At 36.8% G+C, this 18318-nt stretch carries 15 protein-coding genes; 2 read left to right on the top strand and 13 right to left on the bottom strand.

Features of this window, described 5'->3' with window-relative positions:
• Positions 1-132: 132 nt before the first annotated feature.
• The 6 genes from ID741_RS05915 to ID741_RS05890 all read right to left on the bottom strand — a co-directional run bounded on the left by ID741_RS05915 (position 133) and on the right by ID741_RS05890 (position 9497).
• Positions 133-1539: a glycoside hydrolase family 1 protein gene (locus ID741_RS05915; RefSeq protein WP_438719403.1), complete on the bottom strand. Its 1407-nt coding sequence runs from the start codon at positions 1537-1539 to the stop codon at positions 133-135.
• 14 nt (positions 1540-1553) lie between these two features.
• On the bottom strand, positions 1554-3407 hold the full coding sequence (locus ID741_RS05910; RefSeq protein WP_438719402.1) for a beta-glucoside-specific PTS transporter subunit IIABC: 1854 nt from the start codon (positions 3405-3407) through the stop codon (positions 1554-1556).
• A gap of 125 nt (positions 3408-3532) precedes the next feature.
• Positions 3533-4366, bottom strand: coding sequence for a BglG family transcription antiterminator LicT (licT, locus tag ID741_RS05905; RefSeq protein ID WP_438719401.1), 834 nt, complete (start codon positions 4364-4366; stop codon positions 3533-3535).
• A gap of 294 nt (positions 4367-4660) precedes the next feature.
• Positions 4661-7048 carry a leucine-rich repeat domain-containing protein gene (locus ID741_RS05900; protein ID WP_438719400.1) on the bottom strand — a complete coding sequence of 796 codons (2388 nt, stop codon included), beginning with the start codon at positions 7046-7048 and terminating at the stop codon, positions 4661-4663.
• 376 nt (positions 7049-7424) lie between these two features.
• The gene (locus ID741_RS05895) at positions 7425-9107 is read right to left on the bottom strand and encodes a DAK2 domain-containing protein (RefSeq protein ID WP_218326497.1); all 1683 of its coding nucleotides are present in this window, start codon (positions 9105-9107) and stop codon (positions 7425-7427) included.
• A 27-nt stretch (positions 9108-9134) separates the two neighbouring features.
• A complete protein-coding gene (locus tag ID741_RS05890) occupies positions 9135-9497 on the bottom strand; it encodes an Asp23/Gls24 family envelope stress response protein (protein ID WP_218326498.1) in 363 nt (120 codons plus the stop codon).
• 249 nt (positions 9498-9746) lie between these two features.
• On the opposite strand from ID741_RS05890, the gene rpmB reads away from it, so the two are divergent.
• Positions 9747-9935, top strand: a complete 189-nt coding sequence (gene rpmB / locus ID741_RS05885; RefSeq protein WP_071861708.1) for a 50S ribosomal protein L28 — start codon at positions 9747-9749, stop codon at positions 9933-9935.
• A 450-nt stretch (positions 9936-10385) separates the two neighbouring features.
• Entirely contained in the window at positions 10386-12983 is a 2598-nt protein-coding gene (locus ID741_RS05880) for a YfhO family protein (protein ID WP_438719399.1), read from the top strand.
• Between the two features lie 4 nt (positions 12984-12987).
• On the opposite strand, the gene truA is transcribed toward ID741_RS05880, so the two are convergent.
• The 7 genes from truA to rpsK all read right to left on the bottom strand — a co-directional run bounded on the left by truA (position 12988) and on the right by rpsK (position 18313).
• Positions 12988-13740 (bottom strand): tRNA pseudouridine(38-40) synthase TruA, encoded by a 753-nt coding sequence (gene truA, locus ID741_RS05875; RefSeq protein WP_438719398.1) that lies wholly within the window; start codon positions 13738-13740, stop codon positions 12988-12990.
• A 33-nt stretch (positions 13741-13773) separates the two neighbouring features.
• Positions 13774-14574: an energy-coupling factor transporter transmembrane component T family protein gene (locus ID741_RS05870; RefSeq protein WP_218326727.1), complete on the bottom strand. Its 801-nt coding sequence runs from the start codon at positions 14572-14574 to the stop codon at positions 13774-13776.
• Entirely contained in the window at positions 14564-15427 is an 864-nt protein-coding gene (locus ID741_RS05865; protein ID WP_438719397.1) for an energy-coupling factor ABC transporter ATP-binding protein, read from the bottom strand. The genes ID741_RS05870 and ID741_RS05865 overlap by 11 nt, the downstream gene beginning before the upstream one ends.
• The gene (locus tag ID741_RS05860) at positions 15403-16239 is read right to left on the bottom strand and encodes an energy-coupling factor ABC transporter ATP-binding protein (protein ID WP_438719396.1); all 837 of its coding nucleotides are present in this window, start codon (positions 16237-16239) and stop codon (positions 15403-15405) included. Before ID741_RS05860 ends, ID741_RS05865 begins: the two co-directional genes overlap by 25 nt.
• A gap of 253 nt (positions 16240-16492) precedes the next feature.
• Positions 16493-16873 (bottom strand): 50S ribosomal protein L17, encoded by a 381-nt coding sequence (rplQ, locus tag ID741_RS05855; RefSeq protein ID WP_218326505.1) that lies wholly within the window; start codon positions 16871-16873, stop codon positions 16493-16495.
• Between the two features lie 26 nt (positions 16874-16899).
• A complete protein-coding gene (locus ID741_RS05850; protein WP_438719395.1) occupies positions 16900-17838 on the bottom strand; it encodes a DNA-directed RNA polymerase subunit alpha in 939 nt (312 codons plus the stop codon).
• A gap of 85 nt (positions 17839-17923) precedes the next feature.
• Positions 17924-18313, bottom strand: a complete 390-nt coding sequence (gene rpsK, locus ID741_RS05845) for a 30S ribosomal protein S11 (RefSeq protein ID WP_218326507.1) — start codon at positions 18311-18313, stop codon at positions 17924-17926.
• Positions 18314-18318 lie beyond the last annotated feature (5 nt).

The raw sequence follows: 18318 nt of genomic DNA, 5'->3' as shown, positions 1-18318 counted from the left end.
CTGTATATTGTACGAGTTAATATAGTTTTTTTCAATTTTTAATGGAGGTATTCATTTTAAATTGTCTCTTTTATTTGAATGCTGAAAAAAACCGTGAGGTAGAATTGAACATTTCATCTCACGGTTTACATTTTATTTTAACGAAGCACCATTTGTTGTGATAACTTCTTTGTACCAATCAAAACTTTTCTTTTTATAGCGTGCCAAAGTACCACTGCCGTCATCATGACGATCTACATAGATTAAACCATATCTTTTTTTCAATTCAGCAGTCGTAAAGCTGATCAAATCGATACAGCCCCATGAAGTGTATCCCATAATATCCACTCCGTCTTCGATTGCTTCCGCTACTTGGACTAAATGATCATTCATATATTGAATCCGATAGTCATCAATCACTGTTTTTGTCCCATCAGGCATTTCAACTAATTCATCTATTGCTCCTAAACCATTCTCCACGATAAAAATTGGTTTTTGATAGCGATCATACAGATTATTTAGATAATAACGTAGTCCTTCAGGATCGATTTGCCAACCCCATTCACTGGCTTTTAAGTAAGGATTGGGAACACCACCTAAAATATTGCCTTCACCAGTTTCTTTATCTGGATTTGCTGATTCACAAGTAGACATATAATAACTAAAGGAAACAAAATCAACTGTTTCTTTTAAGCTAGCCAAATCATCTTTGGTGATTTCTAACTGAATCTCATTTTCTTTGAAGAAGCGCTTGGTATACGTTGGGTAGTACCCACGAACTTGAATATCGGAAAAATAATAGTTTTCTCTTTCTGTCGCTAACGATTGCAAGACATCTTTAGGTGCGGGGGTCAATGGATAAACCGGCATTCCTAGGATCATACAACCAATTTGCCCACTTGGAATAATTTCATGGCAAGCTTTCACTGCTTTGGCACTAGCAACCAACTCATGATGAATTGCTTGATAGATATCTTGTTTAGTCAATTCTGCCAATGGCGTGTAAATCCCTCCACTTAATAGTGGCGCGTGACCAATTGAATTAATCTCATTAAATGTCAACCAATATTTTACTTTGTCTTTGTAACGGGTTAAAACGGTACGTGCATAATGCTCAAAAAAATCAATCATTTTTCGGTTGCGCCAGCCATCATAACTCTTGGATAAGTGTAGCGGCATTTCATAATGTGACAAAGTAACTAATGGTTCAATGCCATATTTTGCACATTCATCAAAAACCTTATCATAAAAAGCTAAGCCAGCTTCATTTGGCTCTTTTTCGTCTCCTTTTGGAAAAATTCTTGACCAAGCAATCGATAGTCGGAAAACCTTAAAGCCCATTTCAGCAAATAATTTGATATCTTCTTGGTAGCGATGATAAAAATCAATTCCTACAAGTTTTAAATTGTCCTCCGTCGGTACCTCAGTCGGTCGGTCTTTCCAACCATGAGGTGCAACATCTTGCACACTCAATCCTTTACCATCTTCGTTATAAGCACCTTCTGCTTGATTGGCAGCAATCGCGCCACCCCATAAAAAATTCTCTGGAAATTTATTCATTGATCTTTTCCTTTCTATACAACATACAGTACTGCATCATCAGCTGTTGTTTCATTCATTTCATCTTTAGCTACCACATCGATATATTGATCATAGTTCGTAACAACAATCGGTGTCACAATATCATATCCAGCAGCTTTTACGGCAGCAAAATCAACATTCAATAATGGCTGCCCCTTCTTCACATAGTCACCAGCTTCTACAAAGCTTTCAAAATACTTACCGCCTAATTCAACAGTATCAATCCCCACGTGAATCAATAATTCCATACCACTATCACTAGTTAATCCAATAGCGTGCTTCGTTGGAAAAAGGGCAGAAACTTTACCGTTAAAAGGGGCAACGATCGTATTTTCTTCTGGGATAATCGCAATTCCTTCTCCCATCATTTTGCTAGAAAAAGCTGAATCATTGACTTTCTCTAAAGGGATGACTTGTCCTTTTACTGGCGCAAAAACTTTTTTCGGGTCATGACTACCTGCTTCAACCACTTCCAAGGCTTCTTGATCAGCAACAATCGGTTCTTCATCAAAACCAAAGACCAGTGTTAAGATAAATGTAATCACCATTGAAGCAATTGCGACAATAATCGCATTAATAATATTCGCATTTCCATTCGGCCCAACAAATTGGGGTAACGCGACTAATGATGGTACGGCAAAGGCATAAGCCGATAAACCAGTGAAGCCCATATAAACACCACAAATTCCACCAGCAATCATCGCTGCGTATAAAGGTTTTTTATATTTCAACGTAATTCCGTATAGAGCCGGTTCTGTTACCCCTGCCAATAGCGCTGAAATACCAGCAGCCATTGCTAAAGTTTTTAAATTTTTATCTTTTGCTTTGAAGGAAACCGCTAATGACGCTGCTCCTTGAGCCAAGTTAGCAGCTAACATGGCTGGTAAAATTAAAACATCTGGATTTTGAATCGATGCTATTAAGAAAATTGGTGAAAATGCCCAATGCATCCCTGTCATAACAATTAACGGCATCAAAGCTCCCATCAATCCTAAAGCTAAGAAACCAGCCTTACTTTGAATCCATAAAACCAATGCTGACAAACCTTGTCCGGCATAAGTTCCTAAAGGTCCAACTACTACAAGTGCTAAAACACCTGAAATCAAAATAATTAATAAAGGCTTCAAGAAACTCTTCAATACAGTCGGAATGATTCGATCAAAAAATTGTTCGATATATTTCATTATCCAAACCATTAATAGGATAGGAATCACCGATGAGCTATAAGTAGCCAAAGTAATCGGTAAGCCAAAAATACTTATCGGATCGCCGGCTGTAACCATACTAACAAAATTAGGATGTAGCATAATGCCACCAATCGTAACTGCTAGCATCGGGGTCACACCAAATTTTTGGGCAGCCGTGTATGCCAACATCACTGGCATAAAATAAAATGGTGCATCACCAAAGAAGGTCAACACTTGGAAGCTTTGAGAACTATCACTCATCCAACCTAACAATGGTAATAAAATTAAGATTACTTTGATCATACCACCGCCGATCAAAGCTGGGATCAAAGGAGACATACAGCCTGAAATCACATCTACAAAAGTATCAAATAAGTTTTTCTTAGGTCCTCCTTCGACAGCTGTAGCTGAACCAAAATCTCCTAATTTATTCAAAGCACGATAGTAATCTGCCACATCATTTCCCATCACAATTTGATATTGACCTGCTTTTTTCATAACACCCATCACACCGGGAATCTGTTTTACGGCTTGATCATCTACAATACTTTCATCTTTCAAAATAAAACGTAAACGGGTCATACAATGAGTAGCTGATTGTACATTAGCTTGATCGCCAATCTCTTTTAATATTTTTTTCGCTGAATCTGCATAATTCATTTTTATTCCTCCAATTATCATTTGTTATTTTCTTAGTTCATATTTTTTTAGAAATAAAAAATGACCTAAAACCCCCTAAAAATAGTGGTGTTCTAGGTCATGCTCCTTTTGGGATAACAATCCTATTATAAGTTCTTTGTTATTCGTCTAATATGTGTCGTTAAATAGAGAATCTCAGTAGAGCTCAGTTCATAATCAAAAGTCTCCATGACAAACTCCTTAATCTTTAAAGCGGCTTGATACTCATTCTGATATTTTTTCTTTAGCGTTTCTAGTAGCTCACTGTCTTCATCATCATAATGATCACCTGTTAATAGCCGTTGGGCAAAAAATTTCACATGGGTAATAAATCGATAATAGTCTAGAGAAGCTTCATCAAATTCTGTATGATAAAAATCTTTGACGATTGTTTCAATCTTCTTAGTGATTTCTGCAATTTCATAAGCCAAATCATTGGTCTGATCAGTCTCAGCATTAACAAAGTGTGTCGCAATAAAAGCCGCTTCATCGATCTCCAGCTCAAGCTTTAATTCACTGCGCATGATTTCTAAGGCTTTTTCTCCTACTGCATACTCATCAGGATAAAATCTTGCAATATCCCAACGTAAAGGATTTTTTAAGATAATTCCTTCTTTGTATCTTTCAATCACCGAATGGATATGATCCGTCAGATTGACATAAAGAATTTCGTTTAAACCTTTGCCTAGTTTAATTTTACCAAAATTAATAATTTTTTCAGCCACCATAATTTGCTCCATTGGCACATTAATCATCAGTTCAGTAAATTTATTTTGTGTATCTCTGTCATGAAGGATAAAAGTTTTTTCAACCTGTTCAATCGCAACTGGTTGGCCTTTCTTTTTCCCAAAAGCTATCCCACGACCCATCAGTAAAACATCTAAGCCTTTGCTGTTACTTGAGATAACCGTATTATTATTTAGTACTCGTTTTATGATCATAAAGTTTCCCCACTAACGATGGCAATCGATGGCAATAAAAAAGCCTATTTACAAACACGTACAATTCGTGTGGTAAACAGGTCATGCTCACATCAAGTGATAACATCCATCATTTAAATAATCCAGTCAGTCATGCTTACCCGAAGTAATAACATCTGACCACTTGCCAAAGTATAGCATCGACTGAAACCGGTGTCAATCCAAAATTTCATTTTATTTTAATCAAATCTTTTTAGTTAGTAAAAAAGCAGCCAGGTAAAAAAATAATTTACCTGACTGTTTTCTTATTTTATTCTAAAATCCAGCTTTTAAAACAGTCCATAGAGATGTATCTTTTGATTCATCTAACCAGCCTGCTTTAACCACATTTTCATGCTCAGCTAAATTCGTAGTGAAATTATGGCTACCAGCAGTGTGTACATCAGGATTAAATTCACGATAGACTTTTACATCGCCTTCAGAAACCCAGGTATAGTTAGGATCTGTTTCTTGTCTCCAACCTGCCTTGACTGCTGCGTCACATTCTTTTTTATTAGTAGAATAAAAATGCTCACCAGTATTTGGGTTATAAATCCGATAAACTTTATTTTTGCCAGCGCTATCTGCTTTAACTGGTACATAGAACGCCGCTCTGCCATATTCATTTGCAGGGTTTGTTTCTACTACCCAACCTTGTGCTTCAATATCATTTTTTTCATTTTTATTCTTAGTCAACAAGTGATCCCCGTTGTTTTTATTATACAAACGATAAACAGCGGTTCCGAATTTTGCTGTAAAGGTAGTATCTTGATCAATCGTTACATCAGCAGGGTTCACCGCTTTTTCTCCTTGATACCAACCTAAGAAGAAAATATCTTCCACATCGCTTTCGTCAGCAACTGTTTGTGGTAGATCGGTTAATTTTGTCCCTTCAGGAACTTCAACACTTGTATTTCCTGTCAATGAACCACCTTTACCGGCAGCAAAAGTAACCGTATAAGTTTTTGCAACAGTGACTTGAATTGTTTTTGTTGTCGTTACACCATAAGAATTAGTTACGCTGTATTCCACTGAGTAATTGCCTGCTTGAGAAGTATCTACAGTATTATTAATCACACTGATGCCATTAGTCAAATCAACTTTTTCAGAACCATCTGCTTGTTGGTCATACGCTGTAACATTAGCTTTTGGATCAAAATCAGTACCCATTTTAACGGTTTGATCACTTGCTTCAATAGTTGGCGCTTGTGCATCCACCCAAGTAATATTTATTTTTCCTGTTCCACTAAATTGGCCTTGTGCGCCATTCCAGTTAAAGGTAATTTCACTTGGTAAGTTTGCTGGATCAACCATAAAACTTTTAACACTTTGAACGGATCCACCATCTAATTCTGCAGCTGTAACTGTTGAGTCATCATATTTTTTTACACCAGTGATTCCAGTGATCGAACTAATTGAAAGTGTTGTTCCTTCTGGGTCTGAATAGCCATGGTAATAACCAGAACTATCATCATAACGGAAATCTGTTGACAAGATTGGACTAGCTACTTCTCCACTTGCACTTGTTGGTTTAACCAAGGTTACATTTTCTTCATAGTCTTGATCTCTTGCTGAAGTATTAGAACTTAAATCGTAGCCTTCCATAAATTGAATATTATTAATATTGTTATGATCAACGATATAAGTATGCAGACTAGGATATTTTGCTACTAAATTTTCCATGACAGAGATGTCACCAATTTGGTTATACGCGACATCTAAGCTTTCTAATTTAGTAAAAGAAGAGTTTGCAAATGCATCAACATCCTTGATTTGATTATGACTGGCAATCAAAGTTGTCAAACTAGTGATAGATGAATTTGCAATTGGTGAAATGTCACTAATTTGATTGTAAGAAGCATCGATATAGTTTAATGCAGGGACATGGGCACTTTGCAAGATTGAAACATCATTTAATTGGTTGTGAGAAATATCAATTTTTTCTAAACTAGGTAAATTAATGCCCGTTACACTACTTAAAGAAGTAAATAAATTGTTGGATACATTCATTTCTTTGACTGAATTAATCGCATCGGTAGAAAGCAGTGGTGAAGCATCTGAGATTTTATTATTAGAAATGTCAATCTTTTCAATGACTGGTACTTTAATTTTTGTAATTCCATTTACATTTTCAATTTGATTGTTAGAGAGATTAATTTCTTTTAAAGCCGGTAATTGTAAACCCTCAAAACTATCCATGTTAGTAAATGAATTATTTGAGATATTCACTTGCTCCAAACTTGTCAATTGACTATTTTGCAAAAGTGAGACATCTGATAAATTGTCATTTGTAACAGTCAATGTTTGCAATTTACTTAGTGTGCCAATTTCCGCTAGATTCTTAGTATTAGACAAATCCGTATTGTTTATATCTAAACTTGTTAAATTTGTAGCATAAGAAATACCTGTCAAATCTGTAATTTCAGCACTACTAATTGATAAATTAGTCAAATTAGCCATATCTGCTTGCGTAAAATCTGGATTGCTTAACTGATCTCCAACAATCTTTTGCAAATTTTTATCTGGCATCCAACTATCTTGTGTCGCGTCAGCTGCAACAACCGAGCTACTCTCGTCATCAGTAACAGCAAGACTGGTGATTGGCATCATTGCTTGTGGTGCTAATAGTAAAGCAACAGCAAAAAACATCATTTTTCTTTTCATATAATCCTCCCAAAAAAACATTATTTCAAATTAAGTTATAAAATAACCCAATTTTCAAAATAAATTATAGTACATTTATTAAAATTTGAGAAGTTTTTACAATCGAACGTTAAACAAAAAATATTACTTACAAATAAATAAAATGAATATTTTTAGCGAAACACAGCTATTACTATTAATATTAATAGTTGTGTTTCACAGAAATTCTTTTCTTTTGATAAGTCTATTTTCAGTTAAAATAATTTTTCTTTTACAAAACCACAAATCAAAAAATAACTAATTATTTCCAAAAATTTAACCTTTTTTGGGAATTTTTCTATAAACAACGATAAAAAAACCATCTCCTTCAAAAAGAGATGGTTTTTATTTATCTTTATTATTCAGCTGACAATAAATAAGGGTAAACTGGTTGATTACCTTCGTGGATTTCCACTTCTAAATCAGGATAGGTTTCTGTTAAGACCTTGCTGATTTTTTCAGCTTCGGCTTGATTGCCTTCTTCGCCAAAAATGATTGTTACGATTTCGATATCGTCATTGATCATTTGTTTTAAAGTATCCAGTGAGGCTTGGTATAAATCTTTTTCTGATAAAACAATTTTACCATCGATCATACCTAGATAATCACCTTCGTGAATTTCCACGCCGTCAATGGCAGTGTCCCGAATAGCATTAGTGACTTGTCCGCTAACAACAGAATCTAGCATGTCTGTCATGGCTTGTTTATTGTTGTCTAAGTTTTGTGTTTCGTTGAAGGCTAACATCGCTGTCATCCCTTGAGAAACAGTTTTACTTGGTACTACTACCACTGGGACATCTGCCACTTCAGCAGCTTGGTCGGCCGCCATAAAGATATTTTTATTATTCGGTAAAATAATAACTTGGTCAGCATTGACTTCTCTAACTGCCTTCAAAATATCTTCAGTACTTGGGTTCATGGTTTGTCCACCAGAAATAATATATGAAGCACCTAATGATTTGAACAATTCTTGCACGCCGCTACCTGCTGCAATGGCTATCACCGCATAAGGTTTACGCTCAGCATTCACGCCTTCAAACTCAGCGACTTGTTCATCATGTTCTAAGATTGTTTCGTGTTGTAAACGCATATTATCGACTTTAATTTTAACTAATGAACCAAATTTTTGACCATAGTTCATTACTTCGCCGGGATGTTCTGTATGGACATGGACTTTGACGATTTCCTCATCATTGACCACTAATAAAGAATCACCTAGCTCATTTAAATAGTTACGGAAAGTTTCATAATCAAATTGGCTATCAACCGTTGGACCTTCACCTAATTGAACCATAATTTCAGTACAATAACCAAAATGAATATCTGCTGTTGCCATTTGACCTTGTACACTGCGATGATGTTCAGCATTAACCATCTCATCCATTTCAGCTGGACTTGGCTCATAGCTTTCATCTGCAACAAATTCACCATTTAAAGCACTTAAGAAGCCTTCATAAATAAATAATAGACCTTGTCCACCACTATCAACTACGCCAACTTCTTTTAAGACTGGCAACATTTCTGGTGTTTTATCTAATGCACGACGACCGTATTTCACAATCGCAGTCATTACTTCAATTACATCATCCGTTTGGCGAGCTTTTCTTTCACCAGCTTTGGCTGCTTCACGAGCAACCGTTAAAATCGTTCCTTCAACTGGTTTCATCACCGCTTTATAAGCTGTTTCTACGCCGTGAACCAATGCATCAGCTAAGCGCTGTGCAGATAAAGTTGTTTCATCAGGAATTTCTTTTGAAAAGCCACGGAATAGTTGTGACAAGATAACGCCAGAGTTTCCCCGCGCGCCCATCAACAACCCTTTAGCTAAAATATTGGCCAATTCGCCAACTTTTTCATTTGGTGCATTGACTACAGCAGTTGCACCACTGGTCATTGATAAATTCATATTTGTTCCGGTATCACCATCTGGTACTGGAAATACATTTAATGAGTTAACAAATTCTGCATTTGCTTGCAGACGTTTAGCGCCAGCTTCCACCATTTCTTGGAATTGACTTGCGCTGATCTCTGTGATCTTCACTTAAGATTATCCTCCTTAAAATCTACCCTAATCAGGCAGGACACGCACACCTTGGACAAAAACATTTACCGAATTGGCTTTAACACCTAACAAGGTTTCCAAGTTGTATTTCACTTTTTCTTGTACGTTACGCGACACTTCAGAAATTTTTGTCCCATAACTAACAATCGTGTAAACATCCACAGCAATCCCGTTTTCTTCTTGACGAATCACGACACCGCGAGAATAATTTTCTTTTCTTAAAATTTCAGTGATATTATCTTTAATCTGGCTTTTGCTAGCCATACCGACAATGCCGAATACATCTGTTACCGCACCACCGACGACTGTAGCAATCACATCATTTGAGATTTCAATTGTGCCTGCTTGTGTATTGATTTTGACAGCCATAGTATTAGCCTCCTTAAACGAGCCTTCTGACCCATTTTTTCTACTATAACATTTTATCATAGCCCACTAACTTTTCAAAGAAAGATTCTTTGGTCAGTCGAGCCCAACATTCTATAATTTAACTGCTTATGACTGAATTGTCAATCTTTCTGAGAAAATGCAGTTGCTTTTTTAACTCCTTTGTGATAAATTATTTTAGTATGAGCCAAAGAAGCGCTCCAACAATCAAGGCGAAGGAGGAAACAAAACATGGCAAAAGTATGCTATTTCACTGGTCGTAAAACAAGCAGCGGCAATAACCGTTCACACGCATTGAACGCTACAAAACGCACAGTTAAACCTAACTTGCAAAAAGTTCGTGTGTTAATCGACGGCAAACCTAAAAAAGTTTGGGTATCAACTCGTGCTTTGAAATCTGGAAAAGTTGAGCGCGTTTAAATTCAACCAAACATATTTCAAAAACCACTGATCGCTATGATCAGTGGTTTTTTTCTTCTATTGAAAAAGGTATAATTTTTTTAGGTGACAAAAAGTTTGAATGATACTTTTGATACCTTAACAACATAAGGAGACTCCGAATTGCTCACTCATCATAAAAAAGCTGGGTGATCTACGGATTAGCAACTCCTATACCAATGATCCTTTCTTAAGATTAGGCTCAAAAAATTAGCACAAAGAAAATTTAGATAACAGTTTAGCAAAATTAAAAAAACTCGTTAAAATTAATTATCATAAAGCTTGTGGCAATCAGTCATAGGCTTTTTATTTTGAAAATATTCTTTAAGAGTTTTACACTTTCAGTTATTTTCACAGCTTCTTCATACTTAATTAAAATCTTCTATGGTAAAATTTGAATAGAATTCGAAAGAAGAATGGTGATTTTATATTATGAAGAAATTCCTGAAAGAAAACCGCTGGTACATGCTGGCGAGTTTCTTGATTCCCTTAAGCTTAATGGTGATTGCTTATTTAACCATCGGTATCTATCCTGGCAGTTCTCGCAGTGTTTTAGCCAGCGATGCCTTTTCTCAATTTTCAAACTTTCATGCTAGCTTCCGTAATATGTTGTTAGGTAAGCAAGGCTTTTTTTATACTTGGAATGCCTCTTTAGGCTTAAACTATTTATCTTTGGTATCCTATTATTTAGGTGGATTTTTTACCCCACTGGTGATCTTTTTCCCTAATAATATGATGCCTGATGCGTTATATTTTATTACTCTTTTAAAAATTGGTGCCGCTGGTTTAGCTTTTTGGTTTTATGGCAAGAATAGTTTTAAACTCAGCAATTGGAATACGGTCGCTTTGAGTGTTACTTATGCCTTGATGTCTTTTGCGATTGCCCATTCTGAAATTATTATGTGGTTAGATACCTTTGTTTATTTACCACTGATTATTTTAGGTGTCAATCGTTTAATGGATGATAAAAAACCAAAAGTATTATTTATTTCCTATTTAATGTTATTTCTCACTAGTTATTATATAGGCTTTATGGTTGGCATTTTTTCGGTTCTGTATTATTTGGCTCGTTTGTTTACCAATTTTAAAGTGTACAAAAAAAGTATTGTTTCCTATATAATTACCTCCTTTTTAGCTGGCGGCACTTCAATGGTGATGATTTTACCGGCCATTTTAGATTTACGTGCCAATGGCGAACAGCTGACCACCATCAGTGGTTTTAAAACAGAAGCTACTAGTTGGTTTGATTTATTGGCTAAAAATATGATTGGCGTCTATGATACGACAAAATATGGCTCAATTCCCTTTATTTATATTGGTCTCTTACCTTTAGCTTTATGTATTTTTTACTTTATCAATCGTAAGATTCCTTGGAAAAACAAAGTGCTTTATGGCTTAGTCGGTGGATTAATTGTAGCCAGTTTTTATATCATTCCGTTAAATCTATTTTGGCATGGAATGCACGCACCCAATATGTTTTTATTTCGCTATGCCTATTTACTTTCTTTCTTAGTCATTACTCTAGCTGCTTGGGGCTGGGAAAAATTAGATCGGCAAAATGTGCTGCAATTGGTGGCTATCTTTTTACTTTTAATCGCTGCCTTCTCGATTTTTTGGGGGATTAAAGGCAAAGACTATAATTATCTGAAAACCTATAATTTTATCTTATCGGTTTGCTTCTTGGGCTTATATGCACTCGTGTTTACAGGACGCTATTTCAATAAAGTCCCGGTTAAAACTGTGACACTTTTATTATTACTGATTGTTTCTTGCGAAAGTTTTATTAACAGCAATTATATGTTGCGAGGGATTTTAGACGATTGGAATTATGCTTCCCGCAGTCTTTATACTAAGCCTTCAACATCAATTAAGACACTGGTAGATCAAACCAAGGCTGACAATCAATCATTTTATCGCTTAGAGAATCTCGACCCTGTTTCCGCAAATGACGGATTAAATTATGGCTACAGCGGCATCAGCATGTTTTCTTCTGTTCGTAATCGTCATTCGTCTGCTTATTTAAACGAATTAGGTTTTCGTTCACAAGGAACCAACTTAAATATTCGTTATCAAAACAATACTTTACTAATGGATGCTTTTACTGGAATCAAATATAATTTGGCTAAAACTGAAAACTTAGGTAAATATGGCTTCACTCAAGAAGATACCTCCGGCGATTATTTTTTGTATGAAAATCAAAATGCTTTACCTTTAGCCTTTACCGCTGATCCATCAATTGATCAGTTGAAGAAAATGAGTAACGATAATTTAGGCACCCAAACAAAACTTTACAACGCCTTAGCTGGTTCTGATTACACCTACTATACCTTTTTACCTATGCGTGAAATCAGTACGTCAAATGCCAAAGTATCTACAGCAGGTACGACAACGACGATTACTGCTGATGGCGATTCTGAAGGGGTTAAATCAGTTTCTTATCAAGTTTCTGTCCCGGCTAACACACAAGCTTATTTAAGCTTATATCCAACTGATTTTAGTGCTTTAGAGAGTTCGACAGCAACAGTGACTACCAATGGTCAAACTCGTGAAGCCCAAATAAATATTACCGGTCAATACTATGATCTTGGCTACTATCAAAACGCAACCAACGTGACTTTCACTGCCAGCTTTTCCGGTACTAAATCGGTAAGTTTCCAAAGCCCACAAGTTTTAGCTTTAGACACGATGGCTTTCCAATTTGCTACCGATCAAATAAAAGAAAATGGCGTTGATTTAAAAGTCGGTAAACACAGTGCCAGTGGTTCCGTTGATATCAATCAAGCCCAAACATTAGTCACTACGATACCATACGATGAAGGTTGGACAGCCAAAATTGATGGCAAAGAAACTAAAATAAAAGCCTTCCAAGATGCTTTTATAAGTATCCATGTACCAAAAGGTCAGCATGAAATAACCTTTAGTTATCTACCAACGGGACTTATTCCAGGAATACTTATTAGTTTGGCTTCGCTAACCCTATTCATTCTCTATCTATTCTTAAAACGACCAAAAAAAATCCGTAGAGCTTAACGCTTTACGGATTTTCTGCATATTTTACTTCTGCTAAATAAAGTCCTTCTGGATGAGCAGTTGGTCCTGCTGCATTACGATCTTTTTTGGCAATAATTGCTGGTATACTATCTACTGCTAAACGATCATTCCCTATTTTCAGCAAAGTACCTGCCAAAATGCGAATCATTTTATATAAAAAACCATTACCTCGAAAAATAAAAGTCAGTTCAGTGCCATCCCCATTAACTTCCAGATCAGCTTGATAAATCGTGCGTACTTTATCTTCAACTGAACTACCGGAAGCACAAAAAGAAGTGAAATCATGGGTTCCTAACAAAGCTGGTAATGCCTGACGGATTTTTTCCAAGTCCAAAGGATAAGGATAGTAAGCGGCGTAATATCTTCTGAAAGGACTACGTGGTTTTTGAATTTGTACTTTGTAATGATACGTCTTTTCTACCACATGATAACGGGCATGAAAATCCTCCGCCACACGCTCCACCGAGCGCACCGCAATGTCGTCTGGCGTTTGTGTATCTAAAGCAAAACGCAGTTTTTCCAGCGGACGCGGATCGTCATAATCAAAATGAATCACTTGTCCTAAAGCATGAACACCTGCATCTGTTCGACCAGAACCATGAATCATAATCGGTTCCCCGTGATTAATTTTCTGCAAAGTTTTTTCAAACTCCTCTTGGACAGTCCGTCCATTTGGTTGTCGTTGGAAGCCATTAAAATTGGTTCCATCATAGGCAATAATCGCTTTATATCTCATAAATTCTCCTCATAAAAAAAGACTTAGTAAACGCTAAGTCTTCCGTAAAAATAATAAACCAACTGTAACGATTGCAAATATAACTACCAAAATAGAATCATTTCTGCCCCATTTTAGACGCCGATATTTTGTCCGACCTTCGCCGCCACGATACCCACGTGCCTCCATCGCCGTAGCTAATTCTTCGGCACGATTAAAACTAGAAACAAACAAAGGAATCAGTAATGGCACAATCGCTTTAATCTTTTGAATAATACTTCCGGCACCAAAATCCACTCCACGAGCACGCTGGGCATTCATAATCTTTTCCGTTTCATCCATTAAAGTGGGCACAAAACGCAAAGCAATCGATAACATCAAAGCAATTTCATGCACCGGTACGTGAATTTTTTTTAACGGGTTTAATAATGATTCAATCGCATCTGACATCGACAACGGCGGTGTAGTTAAAGTCACCAAGGTAGAAGTAAAAATAATCAACATAAAGCGGCAAAAAATGAACAAACCATTTTGAACGCCATATTGCGACAAACTAAATATACCCCACGACCAATAAATAGTACCACCACGCGTAAACAACATCTGTAAGGCAACTGTAAAAATGATTAACCAAATTAATGGACGTACTCCTTTTAAAAAGAAGCGTAAATCAATTTTAGATAACAATACCCCGGAAATGGCTACTGCTCCTAAAAATAAAAAGCTAGGCCAAGAATTTGCTAAAAAAGCAATCGCAATAAAATAAAAACTACCTGCTAATTTCGCTCGAGGGTCCATCCGATGAATCACAGAATCTCCGGGAATAAAACGGCCAAAAATCAATTTATCCACGATTCTTCGCCCCTTCCTCGACAATCCAATCAGCTAATTCTTCAGCTGTCAGTGGTAAATGAGCAAAGTGCGCACCATTTGTTTGCATTTTTTCTGCAAAATCCGTTGCTTGCGGCACACCTAGTTGCTTTTCCTTTAACCAATCAACTTTTTGAAACACAACTTGTGGTGAGCCACCTTCAATCACTTGACCTTTTTCTAAAACATAAACAAAGTCAGCAAAATTTGCCACATCATCCATCAAATGGGTCACCAAAACAATGGTAATATTTTCTTCCTTGTGCAAACGCCAAAACATTTCCATCATCTCTTTACGACCAAGGGGATCTAAGCCTGCTGTTGGCTCATCTAAGACTAAAACTTCTGGTTCCATCGCCAACACACCTGCGATGGCTACTCGCCGCATTTGCCCGCCAGAAAGCTCAAAAGGTGATCGCTCCAGATAACTTTCATCTAAACCAACTAAAGCAAGATTCTTTTTGGCTAATTCCAGTGCCTCTTCTGTACTCACACCAAAATTTTGTGGTCCAAAAGCAATATCTTTAGCCACAGTCTCTTCAAATAATTGTGCTTCAGGAAATTGAAATACAATCCCAACTTTTTTCCGGACAGGTTTCAAATTCTTATTATCAGTCTCTGGTGTAATTTTACGATCACCAATATTAACGACACCCTCAGTTGGTTTTAATAAAGCATTCAAATGCTGTAAGAGTGTCGATTTCCCACTACCGGTATGACCGACTAATGCTGTATAAGAACCTTCTTTAATCTCTAAATCAATATCATATAAAGCACGAGATTCAAAGGGTGTATTTGGTTGATAAACGTAACTTACTTTTTCAAAACGGATGTCCATAACCAATTCATCATCCCTTCTTCATCTAAATAGCTTTCTGGTACCTGAATGCCTCGCACTTTTAAAGCTGCTTTTAATTTTTCAGGAAATGGTAAATCTAATCCTAATGACACCAGACGTGGGCCTTCAGAAAAAATTTTTTCAGGAGTTCCTTCTTGAACTAACTCGCCTTTTTGCATAACTAATATACGACTTGCAGAGGCTGCCTCGTCAATATCATGGGTAATCGAAATAACCGTTAAATTACTTTCTTCTTTGATCTGGTGAATGGTTTCAATCACTTCCCGCCGACCTTCTGGATCCAACATACTAGTTGCTTCATCCAAAATAATAATATCAGGGCGCAAAGCAACAACACCTGCGATGGCTACCCGTTGCTTTTGACCACCGGACAATCTGGCAGGTTCGCGTGTTGCAAATTTAGACATCTTAACAGTTTCTAAAGCATCCTTGACTCGAATCAACATTTCATCTCGAGGAATACCTTGATTTTCTAGTCCAAAAGCAACATCATCTTCCACCGTCGCCCCAACAAATTGGTTATCAGGATTTTGAAACACCATCCCCACCATTTTTCGAATATCCCAGACATTTTCTTCTGAGAGCAACATACCACCAACTTTAACCTCGCCCTTTTGTGGCAGATGTAAACCGTTAATTGTTTTGGCTAACGTTGATTTCCCAGACCCATTATGACCAACGATGGCTAGCCACTCGCCTTTTTCAATCGAAAGACTAACATTTTTTAAAGCTGCAGGTAAATCTTCTTGATAACTATATTCAATTTGATTGATTTCAATAATTGGCTCCATTACAGCACCTTATCCTTTTTAAATCTGTTCTTAGACTAGCAAAAAAGCCAACTATTTTCAATCAAGTAGTCGGCTTTTTATTAAAATGCTTTTTTATACTGAATGTCAAGACATATCATTTAGGTATAAAAAAACACTTTATGATGAGAGTGTCTGCTCCTCAAATACATGAGGAGCAGATCTGAGCTAGACTCGGAGAATCTTCTCCAACATCATAACACTCTAATTGAATCATCTATAAAGTGAAGAGTGATTATACAAATTCTAAAACTACCATAGGGGCGTTGTCGCCGCGACGAGGTTCTGTTTTCAAGATACGAGTGTATCCACCTTGGCGATCTGCATAGCGAGGTCCAAGATCTGAAAATAGTTTTTGTAGCGCTGTTTCTACAACGATATCGTCGTTTTCTTCGCGAACATCAGCGACTTCATTACGTACAAAGCGTGCTGCTTGACGACGTGCATGAAGATCCCCGCGTTTGCCTAAAGTAATCATTTTTTCAGCTGTTGAACGAACTTCTTTCGCACGAGCTTCAGTCGTAACGATACGTTCGTTGATAATTAAGTCAGTTGTGATATCACGCAACATCGCTTTACGTTGGCTAGATGTGCGTCCTAATTTACGATAACTCACGTAGGTTTCCCTCCTTTGTTACAATATTAATCGTCTTTACGTAGTCCTAATCCAAGATCGTGTAATTTGGCTTTCACTTCTTCAAGTGATTTACGGCCTAAGTTACGAACTTTGATCATTTCTGGTTCAGACTTGTTAGTTAATTCTTGAACCGTATTGATCCCAGCACGTTTCAAACAATTGTATGAACGTACAGACAAATCAAGTTCTTCAATGGTCATTTCTAACATTTTTTCTTTTTGCGTTTCTTCTTTTTCTACCATGATTTCGGCATTTTTCGCTTCATCAGTAAGATTTACGAAGATGTCTAAATGTTCAGTAAGAATTTTCGCAGCTAGAGACAATGCTTCTTGGGTGATGATTGAACCATCAGTCCAAATTTCCATCGTTAATTTATCAAAATCATCTCTTCGACCAACCCGAGTATTTTCAACTTGATAGTTGACCTTACGTACAGGCGTATAGATAGAATCGACTGGAAGAACGCCAATTGGCATTTCTTCTTTTTTATTTTCGTCTGCTTGAACATAGCCTCGACCAGGTCTTACTGTTAGACGAGCATGGAAAGTCGCGCCTTCAGCAACAGTACAGATATACAAATCTTTATTTAAGATTTCAACGTCACTATCAACGATAATATCGCCGGCAGTTACGATAGCTGGTCCAGTAATATCGATCTCAAGGGTTTTTTCTTCTTCAGCGAATAATTTCAAAGCTAGGCCTTTAATATTCAAAATGATTTGTACGACGTCTTCTCTAACACCTTTGATAGTGGAGAATTCGTGAAGCACACCATCAATTTGGATATTGGTAATAGCCGCACCCGGTAAAGAAGAAAGTAGAATACGACGTAGAGAATTACCTAAGGTAGTGCCATAACCTCTTTCCAAAGGTTCAACAACGAACTTGCCATAATCTCTGTCTTCATCAATTTTTGTGATTCTTGGTTTTTCGAATTCAATCATTCTTAGTTTTTACCCCTTTCAAAACGAAAAGTGTCTTGTTCAATGACGTTTTCCGGTAAATCAAACTCATGTATTGGGGCACTCATTAAACACGACGGCGTTTTGGAGGGCGGCATCCATTATGAGGCACTGGAGTTACGTCACGAATTGCTGTTACTTCTAAACCAGTTGCTTGCAATGAACGAATAGCTGCTTCACGACCAGAACCAGGTCCTTTAACAGTTACATCAACAGTTTTCAAACCATGTTCCATTGCAGCTTTAGATGCTGTTTCAGCAGCCATTTGTGCAGCAAATGGTGTAGATTTTTTGCTTCCTTTGAAGCCTAATGCACCGGCAGAAGACCATGCTAAAGCATTTCCTTGAGCATCGGTAATCATGACGATTGTATTGTTAAAAGTCGAATGAATATGAGCAATACCTGATTCGATATTCTTTTTCACACGGCGTTTACGATTAACTTTTTTTGCTACCATGAAGA

Origin of the sequence: Enterococcus sp. AZ103, from assembly GCF_051714685.1 — a bacterium.
GTDB classification, from domain to species: domain Bacteria; phylum Bacillota; class Bacilli; order Lactobacillales; family Enterococcaceae; genus Enterococcus_A; species Enterococcus_A alishanensis.
Note: the sequence above shows the minus strand (reverse complement) of the source record. Positions and strands in the feature narration are given on the sequence as shown.

Coding starts and splice junctions, on each gene's coding strand:
- ID741_RS05915 (WP_438719403.1), bottom strand. CDS start 1,539: ATGAATAAATTTCCAGAGAATTTTTTATGGGGTGGCGCGATTGCTGCC.
- ID741_RS05910 (WP_438719402.1), bottom strand. CDS start 3,407: ATGAATTATGCAGATTCAGCGAAAAAAATATTAAAAGAGATTGGCGAT.
- licT (WP_438719401.1), bottom strand. CDS start 4,366: ATGATCATAAAACGAGTACTAAATAATAATACGGTTATCTCAAGTAAC.
- ID741_RS05900 (WP_438719400.1), bottom strand. CDS start 7,048: ATGAAAAGAAAAATGATGTTTTTTGCTGTTGCTTTACTATTAGCACCA.
- ID741_RS05890 (WP_218326498.1), bottom strand. CDS start 9,497: ATGGCTGTCAAAATCAATACACAAGCAGGCACAATTGAAATCTCAAAT.
- rpmB (WP_071861708.1), top strand. CDS start 9,747: ATGGCAAAAGTATGCTATTTCACTGGTCGTAAAACAAGCAGCGGCAAT.
- ID741_RS05880 (WP_438719399.1), top strand. CDS start 10,386: ATGAAGAAATTCCTGAAAGAAAACCGCTGGTACATGCTGGCGAGTTTC.
- truA (WP_438719398.1), bottom strand. CDS start 13,740: ATGAGATATAAAGCGATTATTGCCTATGATGGAACCAATTTTAATGGC.
- ID741_RS05865 (WP_438719397.1), bottom strand. CDS start 15,427: ATGGACATCCGTTTTGAAAAAGTAAGTTACGTTTATCAACCAAATACA.
- ID741_RS05860 (WP_438719396.1), bottom strand. CDS start 16,239: ATGGAGCCAATTATTGAAATCAATCAAATTGAATATAGTTATCAAGAA.
- ID741_RS05850 (WP_438719395.1), bottom strand. CDS start 17,838: ATGATTGAATTCGAAAAACCAAGAATCACAAAAATTGATGAAGACAGA.
- rpsK (WP_218326507.1), bottom strand. CDS start 18,313: ATGGTAGCAAAAAAAGTTAATCGTAAACGCCGTGTGAAAAAGAATATC.